The sequence below is a fragment of the Paraburkholderia fungorum genome (assembly GCF_003610895.1).
GTDB lineage: Bacteria > Pseudomonadota > Gammaproteobacteria > Burkholderiales > Burkholderiaceae > Paraburkholderia > Paraburkholderia fungorum_B.
This window is the reverse complement of the sequence record NZ_MCAS01000056.1, coordinates 13,420-29,221: the sequence shown is the minus strand read 5'-3', so window position 1 is coordinate 29,221 and position 15,802 is coordinate 13,420. Positions and strand designations below refer to the sequence as shown.

At 58.0% G+C, this 15,802-nt stretch carries 12 protein-coding genes; 1 reads left to right on the top strand and 11 read right to left on the bottom strand.

Annotated elements, in window-relative coordinates; genetic code table 11:
* Positions 1-134: 134 nt before the first annotated feature.
* The gene (locus tag BCY88_RS34040; RefSeq protein ID WP_120348490.1) at positions 135-1,379 is read right to left on the bottom strand and encodes a porin; all 1,245 of its coding nucleotides are present in this window, start codon (positions 1,377-1,379) and stop codon (positions 135-137) included.
* 531 nt (positions 1,380-1,910) lie between these two features.
* On the bottom strand, positions 1,911-3,089 hold the full coding sequence (locus BCY88_RS34035) for a 2-methylaconitate cis-trans isomerase PrpF family protein (RefSeq protein WP_120348489.1): 1,179 nt from the start codon (positions 3,087-3,089) through the stop codon (positions 1,911-1,913).
* A 385-nt stretch (positions 3,090-3,474) separates the two neighbouring features.
* Between BCY88_RS34035 and BCY88_RS34030 the strand changes: the two genes are divergently transcribed.
* Positions 3,475-4,239: a GntR family transcriptional regulator gene (locus BCY88_RS34030; protein ID WP_259461601.1), complete on the top strand. Its 765-nt coding sequence runs from the start codon at positions 3,475-3,477 to the stop codon at positions 4,237-4,239.
* 102 nt (positions 4,240-4,341) lie between these two features.
* On the opposite strand, the gene BCY88_RS34025 is transcribed toward BCY88_RS34030, so the two are convergent.
* From BCY88_RS34025 to BCY88_RS33985, 9 genes are all read right to left on the bottom strand, one after another.
* The gene (locus BCY88_RS34025; RefSeq protein ID WP_120348488.1) at positions 4,342-5,709 is read right to left on the bottom strand and encodes an MmgE/PrpD family protein; all 1,368 of its coding nucleotides are present in this window, start codon (positions 5,707-5,709) and stop codon (positions 4,342-4,344) included.
* Positions 5,710-5,752: 43 nt separating this feature from the next.
* The gene (locus tag BCY88_RS34020) at positions 5,753-7,174 is read right to left on the bottom strand and encodes an MmgE/PrpD family protein (RefSeq protein ID WP_120348487.1); all 1,422 of its coding nucleotides are present in this window, start codon (positions 7,172-7,174) and stop codon (positions 5,753-5,755) included.
* Positions 7,171-8,349 (bottom strand): 2-methylaconitate cis-trans isomerase PrpF family protein, encoded by a 1,179-nt coding sequence (locus tag BCY88_RS34015; protein WP_120348486.1) that lies wholly within the window; start codon positions 8,347-8,349, stop codon positions 7,171-7,173. The genes BCY88_RS34020 and BCY88_RS34015 overlap by 4 nt, the downstream gene beginning before the upstream one ends.
* Positions 8,350-8,360: 11 nt before the next feature.
* Positions 8,361-9,752 carry an MFS transporter gene (locus BCY88_RS34010; protein ID WP_120348485.1) on the bottom strand — a complete coding sequence of 464 codons (1,392 nt, stop codon included), beginning with the start codon at positions 9,750-9,752 and terminating at the stop codon, positions 8,361-8,363.
* A 78-nt stretch (positions 9,753-9,830) separates the two neighbouring features.
* On the bottom strand, positions 9,831-10,445 hold the full coding sequence (leuD, locus tag BCY88_RS34005; RefSeq protein ID WP_120348484.1) for a 3-isopropylmalate dehydratase small subunit: 615 nt from the start codon (positions 10,443-10,445) through the stop codon (positions 9,831-9,833).
* A complete protein-coding gene (gene leuC / locus BCY88_RS34000) occupies positions 10,438-11,847 on the bottom strand; it encodes a 3-isopropylmalate dehydratase large subunit (RefSeq protein WP_120348483.1) in 1,410 nt (469 codons plus the stop codon). The genes leuD and leuC overlap by 8 nt, the downstream gene beginning before the upstream one ends.
* On the bottom strand, positions 11,844-12,749 hold the full coding sequence (locus BCY88_RS33995) for an isocitrate lyase/PEP mutase family protein (protein WP_120348482.1): 906 nt from the start codon (positions 12,747-12,749) through the stop codon (positions 11,844-11,846). Before BCY88_RS33995 ends, leuC begins: the two co-directional genes overlap by 4 nt.
* A gap of 390 nt (positions 12,750-13,139) precedes the next feature.
* The gene (locus BCY88_RS33990) at positions 13,140-14,540 is read right to left on the bottom strand and encodes an MmgE/PrpD family protein (protein ID WP_120348481.1); all 1,401 of its coding nucleotides are present in this window, start codon (positions 14,538-14,540) and stop codon (positions 13,140-13,142) included.
* Between the two features lie 17 nt (positions 14,541-14,557).
* Positions 14,558-15,724, bottom strand: coding sequence for a 2-methylaconitate cis-trans isomerase PrpF family protein (locus BCY88_RS33985; RefSeq protein WP_120348480.1), 1,167 nt, complete (start codon positions 15,722-15,724; stop codon positions 14,558-14,560).
* Positions 15,725-15,802: the final 78 nt, after the last annotated feature.

The following is a 15,802-nucleotide window of genomic DNA, read 5'->3' as shown; positions in this document are numbered from 1 at the left end:
CGGAAACTTTTCGAGCCAACGTCGCAACGACGCATGCCAAACTTTTTTGCGGGCGGCGAGACCGACCAACACAGGAAGCTGCCATCTTTACATTGCCAGGCACAGACTCACCGCCATCGTCTTAAGAGCTACGCTCAGAACTTGTGCCTGAGTCCGAGACGTACAAGAACCTCGTGATTATTGGCCGATGCAGTCTGGCCCGTGATGCTCGCGACCGCAGGCTGATTCAGCGAATCAGTGCCACTGGCATGCTGATAGACGACGATCGCATACACGTCGGTCCGCTTTGAAAGGAAATAGTCCGTCCCAACGGAGGCTTGTTGATACGTCGCCCCTGCTCGACCCGAAGCACCGGACGAACGCGTGTAGTCGTACGCGCCCCCCGCAAGCAGGGCCAGACTGATCTGATATTTGAAATTCGCTTCTGCGTTGTTGAACGTTGCCGTCCCGGAATACCCAAAAGGATTGGGTCCCGATGAGCCGGTATTGCCCAAGCCGCGAAACTGCGTATTCGAATAGGTCGCACCAAGCGTCGCGGAGCCGATGACATAGCTGGCACCAGCGGCAATAACCTGTGTTGTACTCGCCGACGCATATCCCGCAACGACAGGATTGGATTGAGCACTGGTTGCGCTCCCGAGCGCCCCCATGTTGTTGCTGGTAAGCGCGGTGCCTGCCGAGGGGTTGGTTCCAAAGTACGAAAAGTTCGGGTTTCGTGCATTCAGGTAGCCAACGCCCAAAGCGAGGGAGCCGGCGGTGTAGCCTGCACCCAGAGACCAGATCTGATTTCTTCCGACACTTCCGGGAACACCCCCGAGACTATAGAGGCCGCCGAAGTTGAATCCGCCATAACTCCGGCTCATGTACTTCACTGAATTGTTTATGCGGCGAGTATTCAGCAGATTGTCAACGTCGTCCGGGTGCGAACTGATGTACCCGCCCCACTGTGCCCCGGCAGCGAACGGTTGAACGAAACTCACCACGGGATCGTACTGCCGGCCCAATGTGACCGTGCCGTACGAAGACTGCAGGCCGACATAGGCCTGGCGACCGAACTCCGCGCCGCCCTGTCCCAAGGTTCCGTTGTTGATTGCGAATCCGTTCTCAATCTGGAAAATAGCGCTCAGTCCTCCTCCGAGATCCTCAGTTCCGCGAAGCCCCCATCGACTCCCATTCTGGCCGCCCGTTGAGCCCTCCTGCAGTGAATACTGGGAGCGCCCCACCAACTGGTTACCCGATCGTCCTGTCTGAGCGTTGCTGAGATAGTTCACACCGACATCTATGAGGCCATATAAGGTAACGCTACTTTGCGCCGACGAAATACCCGGCGCGACGATGCCCGCCAAAGTTGCCGTTGCTGCGAGAATGGTTTTTTTCATGTTCTCCTCTAATCTCCATATTTTTTGTTCAATTGGACAGTGATATTTTTCAATTAATTCGTATTGCTAATTTACTTAACAACACCGACACCGGAATTCACTGACCATTTAAGAGCGATTGAGTCTCCCTCTCCGAAAAACCCAATGACCGTATCGCCAGGAATTTCTCATACCACAATGTATTATTATCATAACAACATTTCATCATTGGTATAGAGGTTTACCGCGAGTCTGAGCGTCCTCTACGCTGGAGCCGAAGTGTTAGCGCTAACACAACGATGTTCCAGGCAGAATGGTTCGGGAGTTTGCACTGAGCGCGGAACTGGGAGATGAGCGCAACACGTCGCCTTTCGAAATCCAAGGGCGAAAATCGACGCCCTGGCGGGACGCGTAGAGGCCGGGCACAACAGTGTCGCGCGGCAAACCTGAAGTTAGATTAGACGGTGCAAGCAAGGCGACGCAGGCCGCACGGAACTGTCGACCGTCTCGTGGTCCGCAACGCTCAGGTGGCCTCGCTGGCATTCGTACCGTTCAACTCGCGTTCAAGCTATCAACTGGAACGCACACATTCCCCTCCATCATTCGCCTTGCTGTGCGGGCGAATCCAAGAACACGAAATACCGGCTCCGGCCCTTCGGTCGCGATATCGGTCTCGACCTTCACACCCATAGCGCCCAGTGGGTGACCGATGCGCAATGTCGTCGCATGGCTCACGCCGGGTCCCAGTATTTTGTTGACCACCGAGCCAGAAACACGTGACGCCGCCGCCGTGCAAATCGATCCAGTACCCGCCATGCTTTCATGGCATTTGCCCAGGAAAACCAGGCGGGCACACAGATCGTGCTCGATCGCCAATTGCTTCCTGCCGTTCATGTCGACATAGTCCGTCGGCGCAGCGACCATGACGAACAGCGGTACGCCGGGAAGATGAACCCGCGTCCAGTCAGGCCACATCCCGATCATCTGACCGACCTTCGACTGTATCTCGCCGATGGTAGCTATCAACCGTTCGTTGCCTGAAATGGCGGTCGGCAGTTCGGTACCATCCAGTCCTAGCGAATTGGCCGTTAGGAAAACGCACGGGTTCGCCGCATCGGCAATGGTAATTTCGATCGTGCGTCCATCAATGAGCGTAAGTTGGTCCACGACGTTCCCGGTCGGCAGTAGCCGGCCGGTCTTCGCACCCACGGTACCCGAGAAGTCCATCAGAATCTCCGCGCCGGTACCCGGCACGCCCGCAATGGCGCAATCACCAATTACACGCGCCTTGCCGCCAGCAACGGGCACTCTTGCAACAAGGATTTTGCCGGTATTCCTGTTGTAGATGCGCACCACGGTAAAAGGCTCGATAGCATCGATGAGCCCCTCGTCAATCGCGAACGGCCCGACACCCGAGGAAATATTGCCGCAATTCCCGTCGTACCCGATGAGCTCTCGCTCGATATCGACCTGTGCAAAAGTGTAGTCAACGTCGGCGTCAGGCCGATTTGATGGCCGCACGATCGCGATCTTTGAAGTAACCAGCCTCGATCCGCCCAGTCCATCGATCTGCATCAAGTCCGGTGTGCCCATAACCCGCATCAGAAATCGGTCTCGCTCATCCTTTTCCACGGGGAGATCTTTGTCGTGGAAGTACACCCCCTTGCTTGTGCCGCCTCTCATCAGAACGCAAGGAACCAGGACCTGGTCGGGCAGGATTGCGAATGTCATAGCTGGGCTCCATTTAGATCTCTTTTCGCTGTCACAGTGCCTGTCTCACGTATTTCACTATCCCGTGGCACGCAAAATGGGCACCGGATGCCACTAATTTCTTCCGCCCTTGAATAGCCGTAGCGCGTGGTGCGATCTCAGTCAAATCATGTTGTTATGTTACCATAACATATAGCCGGAACCTTTCGGGTTTACGCTGCGTGTGCTCCGTGATGTGCGCGAGTCGTCGGACCCACGTGGCACGAGCCTGGCTTGTTGGCATATCTGTATGTCATAATGACTAACATCAATATTGGCCTCCGAACCCAACAATACGGTCTATATGATGTCCGCATCCACTACCCAAACTCTGCCCCGCGCGCGTGGTACCTCATTACATCGTCAGATGTTCCTTGTGCTTCGTGAGCGGATCGTTAGTGGCGGCTACCCCGCCGGTAGCTTGATCCCGAAAGAAGAGGATCTCTGCACATACTTTGGGGTGTCGCGCATCACTGCGCGGCGGGCCCTGACGGACCTTGAAGCACAAGGTTACGTTTACCGCCGGCAAGGTCTGGGGACTTTTGTCCCTACGGACCTGCCTGTTGCGAGGGAAGCGGCGACGCTAGGATTTGTGGATGCGCTCCACAAATCGGCCGAGGAAACCAAGGTTGAGGTGCTAAACGTCGAGCTGCGACCGGTTCCGTTATCCATTGCCCAACAGTTGCAACTCGAACCTGGCGATCGTGCGATTCACGCTCTGCGATTGCGCAAGATAGGTGACGTCACTGTCATGGTGACCGATGCCTGGGTCCCAGAGCGCTACAGCAAGGCCGTCACTGCCACTACCCTGAAAAAGCGCGCACTCTATGAAATCCTGATGAGCCAGGGCGTCGAGTTCGGACGCGTCATCCAGGAAGTCACTGCAGTTGCTGCTGACCCGACTTTCGCGCAATGGCTAGGCACCGAGGTTGGTGTGCCATTGCTTAGGACCAGCCGGCTCGTGTACGACACCAACCGCATACCAGTGCAGCACCTGACGCTAACTGTCACGCCTGAGCGCAGCCGTATAGTGACGGACATGTCTGTGGATTCCATGAACACGCTGCGTACCGGTCAGATTGTTCACAATGTTCAGCAACCCGATCGCGCCGCTGGCAAGCGGCGAGGTTGACAGGGATCCGGAACGGCGAACAGTGTAGACGGACAGCTCTCGGCGGCTTACCACGCAGGGCGTTTCAGGATTTGAATGCCGCAGGGGTAACCGCCCCTCCTCTCACATGGTCAACGAGTTTTTGCCGAGTGCGGAAAGCGTTAAACCAACAACATCGAGTTCGTCCACCTGCCACAGATTAACGAGAAGCCGGTGCGCCTTCGCGTCGCCGATCACAGGACTGGCAAGCTCCAGGAACTTGTCCTCGATTTCTGCATCCGTGAGCGGCTCCTCCGGATCGCCCCGACGATACGGCGCAAAGTGCTCGAGTTGTTGCCCATCGTCGAGAACGACGGTCACACGGGCTGCGCGCATACCAGGAAAGCCTGCAGTAAGCTCGGGATCTGGCTCCAGATGTACGCGTTCCATGAGCGAACGCAGCAACGGATCGGCGAGCCGGTCCGCGCTGAACGCATCCAGACGAACTGCCCCGTACAGGGCCGCATGGCTGACGACATACGCAAGACTGAACTTTGCCTCAAACGCTGAGCACGGTTGCGGAATGCCTGCAACCTCGATCGCGACGCGATAGGTTTTTATCCTGATTGTCCGAATCTGATCCGGCCGCAATCGATGCTCCGTCACCAAGGCTAACATCGCGTCGATGGCGGCGAAAGTGTGCCCACAGCAGCCGTGGTTCTTCTGCGTAACCTTTTCAATGTTGTAACGGGAACCGAGACCGTCGGTCACCTTCGACCAGTCAGGTGAGGCACAAAGCGCGGCACCAAATCCCACCTCGCCTTCCAGAATGTCTGCAACGCCGGTTATGCCATGCCCACTGCCCTGCGCCGCCATCACGCCGACCCAGGCCGCGTGCCCGGCGTGAAGCGCTTTTGTCATCGCATCCGAGCGGAACGCCTGCTGCAGTCCAGAAGCGAAAGTTGCCGAAGTTGCCATGGCATTCAGCGCCACGGCGGCTGCTCCGGGTTGTACCAACGCCGCCCCTGCCGCTGCCGCTCCGAAACAACCAACCGTCCCGGTCGTGTGGAAGTAGCGATAGTGCGCCGGCTGCACTGCTGCGCCAATTCGAGTGGAAACCTCGTAGCCGATTGTGATTGCCTTCAGCAATGCCGCGCCGGTTGTCGAGTGCTGCTCTGCCAGAGCCAACGCAGCGGCGATCGTCGGACAGCCGGGGTGGTAAACGGCGTCGCGAAAAATGTCGTCGAATTCTACGGCGTGTGATGCACTGCCGTTAATCCAGGCTGCGACGCCCGCGTGCGCAGTTGTCGCGAAACCTGGCAGACTGGACTTGCCTTGTCCAAGCTCGCTAGCGTGGGCATGAAACAGGTTCGTAGCCGGCGAGACTTTCGTACCAGGAAGCAATGCCGAAAACCAATCGATCAGGGCACGTTTGGCGGCATGAGTGACTTCGGGAGGGAGAGTCCGCTTTGCCTCATCCGCTACATACTGCGCGAACGTTTCAAGAATCATGGAGTGTCCTGGAAAAGCATTGACCGCTATCGACTTCCACGGCTCACGGTTGCACGTTGGGGCGGGTTGTCAGGGCGTCCAGCAATTCCCGGACCGTCACCCGATGCATGTTCATCGCCTGGTCATACAGCGACTGCGGATCCATGTCGCTACGACCGAAGCTCAGGCAATCGGTAACCTTGCGTAGCAACTCGTCATCGCTCAATGGGTCTTGCGCTGAACCGTGCAAGATTTCGATGTGTCGGCTGACTGTCCGGCCGTTTTTCAGAGTGACTTTCACCCGTGCCCAACGAGGCGACAACGCCCCCTCCGCCTCCGACGACTCGACGCAGGCCAGGAAGCGCTGGATAGACGGACGATTCACCGCATCATCAGTAAACGTATCCAGTCTGACTGCGCCATCCATCAGTGCCGCCGCCACCGCATATTCGATACTGAACTTACCCTCCAGGCCCGTTACGGGGCGATGTCGTGTAAGCGGGATAAGCGCGCTGTTACTGGTTTCCACCTGTACGTGACAGACATCTTCCAACGCAAGTTCGTTGTCCTTGCGAAGGGAGAGCAACGCATCGAGCGTTCGATGCGTCGCGTAGCACATCGGATATTGCTTGACCTCAATTCCGGCCCGTTCGATTTCCAGTGGAAGGTCGCCAAGCTCGCCGAGCGATTGCGCCAGCTCCTCGTCTTGCGCGTAGAGATGCATGTAACCATGTGCACCGTCAAGAGATCGAACCGACGCTTCGAATTCCGACTCTGCAAACAGAGCGGCCCGTACGGCGGCTGCCGCGGCCTGTCCCGCCTGGAATGACTTTGCCTGAGTGCCGACGTTCTCGCGACAGCCCGCAGCCTGAGCCACAGCGAGACCAATCGCATTGACAACCTGTGAGCGGTCAAGCGACAGAAGATACGCGCAGGCCGCAGTCGCGCCGATCACGCCGATCGACGCAGTTGAATGCCATCCCGATTCGTAGTGAGGCACAGCCATGACCCGGGACAGCTTGCATAGAACTTCGAATCCCACTACGTACGCCGGGACAAGCCGATCACCCGGCAGGTCACGCGCTTCACCGATAGCGGTGAGCGCCGGCCACAGAACCACACTTGGGTGCCCGCGCAACGGCGTGGTTACGTCGTCATAGTCCAGCACGTGGCCGAAAATGCCATTAGCAAGCGCGGCCGCCTCACAACCGGTAACCGTACCGTCCGTCCACAAACGCGCGCCGCCATGAACGACGCCGACAGGCGAACCCGGCCCGACACCCTGGAATCCAACCAGTTTCCGGGCGCTCAACGACGCCGGTTCGTACTTCCCCGCAACGGCGACAGCGAAAGTGTCGACGAACGTTCGCGAACATTGGCGGCGGTGCGAGTCGATCAAGCGATCGGCATCGAAGCTGCAAACGAATTCCGCAATCTGTTCGCTAGCCGTAAGCGGCTCTGATCGAACGTCCGTGTCTGCAGTCATGACATCTCCATGCCGGCAGACCGGACGAATACGTGTCCTTCCATAATGCGTCGGGCCGTACGGCTAAAACCAAGCTTGTCATACACCACGCCCTGCCCATCCGGCACAATGCGCGCAGCCACGTTGACAATCATCACACCAGACGGATGGCCGATTCTCAGGGTGTCCTGCTGCGGGCGAACAGCCGACTGATTCACCAGCGTTCCCGGAATGCGTGACATTGCAGCCGTGCACATCGAACCGGTTCCCGCCATGCTCTCGTGGCACTTCCGGTAAAACACCAGTCTGGCCAGCAGGTCCATCGAGATTGGGTCAACCGCTGCTCCATTCAACGTCGTGTACGAAGCAGGATCTGCGACCATGACGACTAACGGCAATGCCGGTGTCGTCTTGTCCGCTTCTTTCCAGTCGTCACAAAGACCGATCGTCTGCGCGGCTCTCGCGCGAATCTCGTCAAGGGTGACGAGTAGCGCCTCGTTGTTGTTGATCGACTCGGGACCTTCCGTTCCTGTCATGCCCAGGTCTCGCGCCCGGATGAACACGCACGGGTTGGCGACATCGCCGATGGTGACCTCGATTGCCCAGCCATCTTCCAGCGTGATCATGTCCGTAGCGTTGCCCGTCGGCAGGATACGCCCTGTTTTCGCGCCGAGCGTCTGACGATAGTCCATCATGATTTCGGCACCGGTGCCGGGAACGCCTGGAATCGCGAAATCTCCTTCGATGCGCGCCTGTCCATCTACAACCGGGACGTGGGCTACAAGGATCTTTTTGGTGTTCGTGTTGAATATGCGCACCGTCGTGATAGGTTCCATCACCCGAACCAGGCCAGCGTCGATGGCAAACGGGCCGACACCAGAAGAAATATTGCCGCAGTTGCTTGTGTAGACGACAACATCACGCTCGGGCGGAACGATTGCGTACGTATAGTCGACGTCCGCATCCTCACGCTCCGAGGGTTTGACGATGGCGATCTTGGCGGTCACAAGCCTCGATCCGCCCAGACCATCGATCTGCAATACGTCCTGACAGCCCATCACACGTTTGAGCAGCGTGTCCCGCGCCTGGCCGGGAGGCGGGATATCCTTCTCGTGAAAGAAGACCCCCTTGCTCGTGCCCGCACGCATGATCGTGCATGGAACGGAAAACTGCTCCCGCTTACCGGTCGAATCCATAACGCCTCCAGTTATTTGTACGCGGATCCGGCCGCGACAGCAGCGGGGGCTCCTGAATCGCCGATCCTGATTTCGTCGAATTGCGAGTCAAGCGAGCGTTTACGAGTCTCAATGCCGAAGATCCCAACCACCAGCCCTTGAAAGATCATCAAGCCGGCGAGAATGCAGGTAACTCCGGTGATCCCCCAGCCTGCGTGAAAAACCATGACTACGACCTGGGGTGCGGCGATCGACGCCAGTCGCCCCGCAACATTCGACACGGCGGTACCACGCATGCGAAGTTCCGTCGGAAATAGTTCGGGGACATACGTTGCGAACGCCAACGCACCGCCAAAGTACATGGCCGCGACAAGCAACCAGCCCATCAGCGTCGTAGCCAGCACAGAGCCCATGTGCGGATAGGCGACCCCAATCACCGCAGCAACAAATGAAATAACCGTGATACCCCACTTGCGCCCGATCCGGTCGGAAAGAAATGCCGCGGCTCCCGCCCCGACTATCGAACCACTCGCCATAAGCGACGAGTAGCCCAACGAGGACGACATGGTCATGCCGCTTTTCATCAGGAACGTCGGAACCCAGATGATGAAACCGTACAGCCCGCTAAAGGTAACGACGTTGATCACCATGCCGAGCAGGGTCGCCCGGACAAGTTTGGCGCCAAAGAGGTCCTTCAGCTGAAAAGTCTGTTGTGGCCGCGACGCGGTCGACTGTGGCTCAGGCAAGGTGTGTGACTTCGCGATCTCTCGTTCGATTCCATCAACAATCGCGCTGGCTTCGTCAACTCGACCGACCGACTCCAGCCAACGCGGAGACTCAGGAATTTTCTTGCGTGCAACCCATGTGAGCATTGCGCCAACGCCCACAATAGCGAACATCCACCGCCAGCCGAAGTGGGGAATAATAAAATACGAGGCAACAGTGGACACCAGTAAGGAAGAGTTGGCCGTTACGTTAAGAATTGCCGACCATTTTCCTCGACGCGAAGGTGGAATGAATTCACCCAGCATGCCGTATCCAACGATCACTTCCGCACCGAGTCCCAGCCCCATGACGAAACGCAAAATGACCAGTGAGTTCATATTGGGCGCAAATGCAGCCGCAAGCGAACTCAAGCCGAATACCATCAGATTGAACTGGAAGCTGAAACGCCGCCCATATCGGTCACCCAAAACCCCTGCTGCAAGTGCGCCGATGAGCATGCCGATGAAACCAACCGAAACAAAATACGCGTTTTGCTGCATGGTTGCCCAGCCCGAACTTGCGAGAGCGAGCATCACGCCACTAGCGAGATATAGATCGAACGTATCAAAAAAGATACCCGCCGCAATCATCGTTGCGAGGCGCCGGTGGAATGGCGCCTCCGGCAGCCTGTCAAGGCGCTGTGCCGCTGTATATTTCATTGCTGTCTCCTATTGTCCTGCTCATTAGCTGCCCGGCTTGCATGACACAGCGCGGCGGGCGTATCGCCTGGTGGCCAATCAGGAACTGGTCACTATCCAGATCCACGGTCGCTCAAGCCTGTCCCGAGCCTGCCATTGCCTGATGCGTTCGCGGTATTGCAGCGTTCTGCTTACGTCGTCAATGCCATTCAACAATGCGTCCCGGCGCATGGGTTCGATTTCAAACGTGTAGATCTCTTCGCCGGCCAGTACCTCCTGAGTGGCCAGTTTCACCGTTACCTGATGGCCCAACCGGGAGAGCTCAACTAGTCGGCTGATTACTTCTTCGGCAAGTCGCACGGGCAGCAGCCCATTCTGGAAACAGTTGTTGTAGAAGATCTCGCCAAAACTTTGCGCAATCACGCAACGGACGCCAGTTCCCATCAATGCCCAGACCGCACCTTCGCGAGACGATCCGCAACCGAAGTTTTCAGCTGTCAGGACGATCGGCGCGTGTCTGTAGGCATCCTGATTGAGAACAAAATCGGGGTTCTCCGACCCATCTTCTACGTAGCGCAGCGACTCGAATGCATACCGGCCCAGCTGATCGCGCGAGAGTTGTGTCAGCCGTTCAATCCGGATAATCGTGTCGGTGTCGATGTTCGAGCGAACAAGCGGCGCGGCTGCACCTGAAATAACGGTCACCTTATCCACGGTTCAACTCCCTGACATCTGCGATGACACCAGTAAGCGCCGCTGCCACCGCGCCTTGTGGGCTTGCAAGATGCGTGCGGGCCCCTGGTCCTTGACGGCCTACGAAATTGCGATTTGACGTCGAGACCGATCGAGCCCCGGGTGGCACTACCTCACCATTTGCGGCTACGCACATACTGCAGCCCGGTTCGCGCCATTCAAATCCAGCATCGAGGAATACGCGATGCAAACCCTCTGCCTCTGCCTCGCGTTTGACGACTTCAGAACCAGGCACGACCCAGGCATTGACGCCTTGCGCGATGTGCTGCCCGTGCAATAGAGCCGCCGCATCACGCAGGTCGGAAATTCGCGAATTCGTGCATGAACCAATAAACACCCAGTCAACCGGGGTACCGGCCAGAGGCTGGCCGGCTTTCAGCCCCATGTAGTCGAGCGCGTTGCGCCATGCTTCCCGCCGAGCGCTGTCGGGAGCCTTCTCGGGGTCCGGCACTGTTCCATCCACCGCAATCACATGCTCCGGACTCGTACCCCAGGTCACCATAGGAGCAATCCGACTGGCGTCTACCGTAACCTCACGGTCGAATACCGCATCGCTGCTCGACGCTAGCGTTCGCCAGTGCGCAACCGCCCTATCCCACACCTCACCCATCGGAGCGAAAGGTCGCCCCTTTAGATACGCGAACGTCTTGTCGTCAGGTGCGATCATCCCCACTTTCGCACCGAGCTCGATCGAGAGGTTGCAGACGGTCATGCGCCCCTCGACATCCATGTCTTCGATCGCAGATCCCGCATACTCAATTGCGAAACCCGTTCCGGCGTTCGCGCCCAGAAGACCAATCAGGTGCAGGATCAGATCCTTTGCGAAAACCCCACGGTGCAACTTTCCATCAAATCTGACACGCAACGTTTTTGGTTTGCGCTGCCAGAGCGTCTGTGTCGCCAGCACATGAACGATCTCCGAAGATCCGATACCGAACGCAAGCGCACCAAGCCCACCGTTCGTGCAGGTATGACTGTCTCCGCAAACGAGCGTGCTACCGGGCAGAGTGATGCCCATTTCTGGCGCCATCACATGGACAATGCCCTGACCAATCTGCCCGACATCGAAGAAGCGAATACCATTTTCTGCAGTGCGGGATTTAAGATTCGCCCACAGCTTCGCTCCGCCCGGGTACGTCTCCCCGGTTCGCCCTGGTGCGGTTGACACTGCGTGGTCCGGTGTCGCGAAAGACATTCCCGGAACGCTCACGGGCAACTCACGCGATGCAAGCGCTGCAAGCCCCGCATTGCCAGACAGGTCGTGAAGCAGATTCCGGTCTATGTGCAACAGCGACCAGTCATCGCTGGCATTGTCGACGACGTGTACGTCCCAGACTTTCGAAAATAATGTGCCGGATCTCACGACAGCACTCCGCCGCTATTCGCGGGAACGTCGACTTGCTCGTCGTTCTCGCGAAAACGCGTACGCAGCGCATCCCATTCGTCTGCACCAAGCCGCTGAAAACGCTGACGAACAGACGGATGACCGGCTGAGGTCGGCGGCATCTGGGTTTCGCGCAACGTTTTCAGCATTACGTCACACACTTCGATAATCGAGCTTAGAAGCATGCTTGGCAGAATCGCGATCCGGTATCCCATCTCCTGAACATCGCGCAGATTGACATCAGGCGTCTTGCCTCCCCGGACGATGTTGAGGAGACACGGCCCGTTGACCATCCGCGGAATGGAAGCCACCTCATCGAGGCCTTGTGCGGCTTCGACAAAGGCAACGTCTGCGCCAGCTTCCAAGGCAGCGTTAGCGCGCCAGATCGCCTCCTCCATTCCAGCAACAGCCCGTGCATCAGTGCGGGCAATCAGGACGAAATCGGGGTTGGTACGCGCAGCGGCGGCCGCCCGAATGTTCGCGAGGAAGTCTTGCCGGGAGACAATTTCTTTCCCATCAAGGTGCCCGCATCGCTTGGGTGAGACCTGGTCCTCAATGTGGATCGCGGCCACGCCTCGCATTTCGTACTCGCGAATGGTGCGCGTCACATTCAGCTCGTTGCCGAAACCCGTATCAGCGTCGGCAATCACCGGAACTGACGCACTGCGAGCAATGACACCGGCGTTCTCGACCATTTCAGTCATCGTCAACAGACCGAAATCGGGAAACCCACGCGCTGCAGCTGTTCCTGCGCCTGTCATGTATACAGCGGGAAAACCGGCTTGCGCTGCAAGCCTGGCAGTCAGGCCGTCATAGACGCCCGGCGCAACAACGAGTTCAGGCTTCGCGAGCAGTGCTCGTAGGGTTTCGGCGTATTTCACTGCGGATGCTCCAAGAAAGACAATTTTTCGGCGATCACTGAGCTCAGACAAAACGACCATTCCGCGGTCGCAGTCAAGGACTAGCGTCTTCTTGTTGTTATAGTAGTATAACGTTATGCATTTATCGTATCGGGGTTTACGCGTGCGAGCGCAATGCTCTGCTGTCAGGCAGCGCTCAGATGCTCGAGAATCTGGAGGAGACGTCCGTCATACGAAAGAGGACGCCGGAAGGTTAGGAACCCGGATGCGAACAAAATGATCGGCGTCCGGCGACCCGACAGAAGCAGGTAGTGGAGGCTCTCGGTGCGAGTGACCGATGCCTGAGGTGGTCGGACGTCGTGGCTTTCTGGCAAGGGCGTTAAGACGAAATGCCCCCTGCCACTTGCCGTTCTAAGCTTGCTGCGCAGCCGGTCTCATGCCGGCAATGAGGGCGGTTGTAGATGCGCTTTGCCTCAAATCCAATACGGTGTCAGCGAGTGTGTTCGCTGCCTGTTCCCCAAAAACCGGCGTGGCGAGGGACATGAATTTGCTTTTGATTCGATGTCTCGGCAACGGATTGAATCTCGGTTCGCCGGAAGGCACGGGGACGTCAATGGTGGCGTCGGGGATTCCCTCGACGCTCATGCGACATTCACCGAGCGAGAAACGTGAATTGACGCGCACCACCATTCGTCGCGTGAGAGCCTCGACGTCCGGCGCGCCGAGTCGTTCATAGCTTTGGGGCGTTACGGCTCCGAAAAGCCACGCCACTGCGACCTGAAAGTAAATGCTGAATTGCCCGTCGACAACGTTTCGAGGGGCCACCTTGGCCGGTTGCGGCTCGCCGACAAGATCGAAGGCCTTTTGCGATATTTCGATTTGCAACGCCGCTTCTGTTCGCTGTTTCGCTGTGCATCGTTCGCGGAGCGCTAACGCGGCATCCGTTGCGGAGTGATTGAATCGACACGACGGATAGGGTTTGATCGCGGTATGCCCCGCTACCCACAATCCATAAAGGTCTTCGGTCAGCAGGCCCGGCTTGGGGGAGTTGGTATAACCGGTCAGAAGTCCATATCGCCCGGCAAGGGGCTCCTCGGCGCTCAGAACGCCAACGCGTGCGTAGTCAAGTGCAATCAGCGCGTTATGCGCGGCAAAGCCCGGGTGTAGCCGCTTATTCCAGGCCCCATCCTCGAGGCATTGCAACGACCCTGCAGCAAGGCTTGCCGCAATACCAAATGCAGCGGCCATCTGCTGATTATTCAGATGCTGCAGCCGTCCTCCCGCGGCAACTGCGCCGAAGATGCCGGCGACGGGCGTGTTATGAAATCCACGGTCATAAGCTGTCGTCCCCAACGCTGCGCCGATGCGGCACGTCACCTCGTAGCCGACAGCAATTGCCTCGGCGAGCTGACGACCGGTGACGTCGGACTGCTCTGCGCAACACAGCGCCGCGGGGATGATCGGGGCGCCGGGATGAAGCACCCCAAAACTGTTGGTGTCGTCAAAGTCAAGTGTGTGGGCAAAGGCACCGTTGAGCATCGCGGCTTGCCCGCGCGAATAGCTTTCCCGTTCGCCTATGACAGTGAATCCCGTGCCGGCGGGATCCGTTTGCCGGGCACCGTCACGGAAAGAGGCGCTGCTTTCCGCAAAACGCCCCGCATATGCCGCGTTGCCGATGAAATCCAGCACGCACTCCTCGATGCACGTCAAGGTTTCGTCCGGAATCGATTCACCCGGTACTGAGGCAGCGAGTGTCGCGAGGGCCTGGGTCGGACGCTTGCTGTCGAATGTGGGGTTGGGGGCACTCATCATCAGTCTCCTCGGTTGCTTTAAGTGTTGTAGTCCGCCGGTACGAGAATTTTCCCTTCCATCAGCCGTCGTGCAGTTCGCGTGAAGCCTAGCGCCGTGAATTCCGGCGATGGAGAGTCTGGACCGCCACTGCTTTCAACCTTCACTTCCATGACGCCAAGCGGATGTCCGATTCGAAGCGTCGAGCCAGTGTCCTGCCCTTCCGGAAGCATCCTGTTCACAACCGAGCCGCGCACGCGGGACGCCGCTGCCGAACAGATGGAGCCCGTGCCTGCCATGCTGTCGTGACATTTTCCCAGGAAGACGAGACGTGCCCGAAGATCCATCGACGCAGCAGTCTGGCAGTCGCCCGCTGCGTCCACAAAGTCATCCGGTGGGGCGACGATAATTACTGGCGGCAGTCCGGGGAGCGCGGCTTTCCAGTCCCAGAAACCGGCAAGCTGACCCGCTTTGGCCTGAATCTCGCTGATGGTCTTCATCAATTGCTGGTCAGCGGATACCGCATCCGGTAGCTCGCTACCGCTTATCCCCAACGTTCCTGCCGCGATGAACACGCAGGGATTTCCGGCGTCGCACAGCGACACTTCGATGGTGCGTCCGTCTTCCAGTACGAGCGTATCGGAAACATTTCCAGATGGCAGAAGCTTGCCGGTCTTCGAACCGACCGTGTCGGTGTAGTCCATCAAAATTTCCGCGCCGGTTCCGGGGACGCCGGCGATCGCGGTTGTGCCTGACACGCGTGCCTTCCCATCTGCGACGGGTACTCTGGCAATCAGGATTTTGCTGGTGTTGGTGTTGAAGATACGAACCGTTGTGATCGGCTCAGCGGCATCGATCAGGCCTTCATCTACCGCGAACGGACCAACCGCTGACGAGATGTTGCCGCAGTTGCCTTCGTAGCCAATCACGTCCTTGTCGATGTCCACCTGTGCAAACGTGTAGTCCACGTCCGCATCGGATCGCGTGGAGCGCCGAATGATTGCAATCTTCGAGGTGACAAGGCGCGAACCGCCCAGACCATCAATTTGCAGGACATCGGGCGTTCCCATCGCACGTTTGAGGAGATGATCGCGCACGGCTCCGGCAGGAGGAAGGTCTTTTTCGTGGAAGAACAGCGCTTTGCTCGTGCCGCCGCGAATCCATGCGCAGGGGATAGCAATCTGGTCGGGGTAAGTCGCGTCTGACATGGTCTGAGGGGTTGTCTCATGAGTAGGAATTTTTTGTCTCGCATCCGATTGTCAGTGCGCGGGCATTGCCCAACAAAT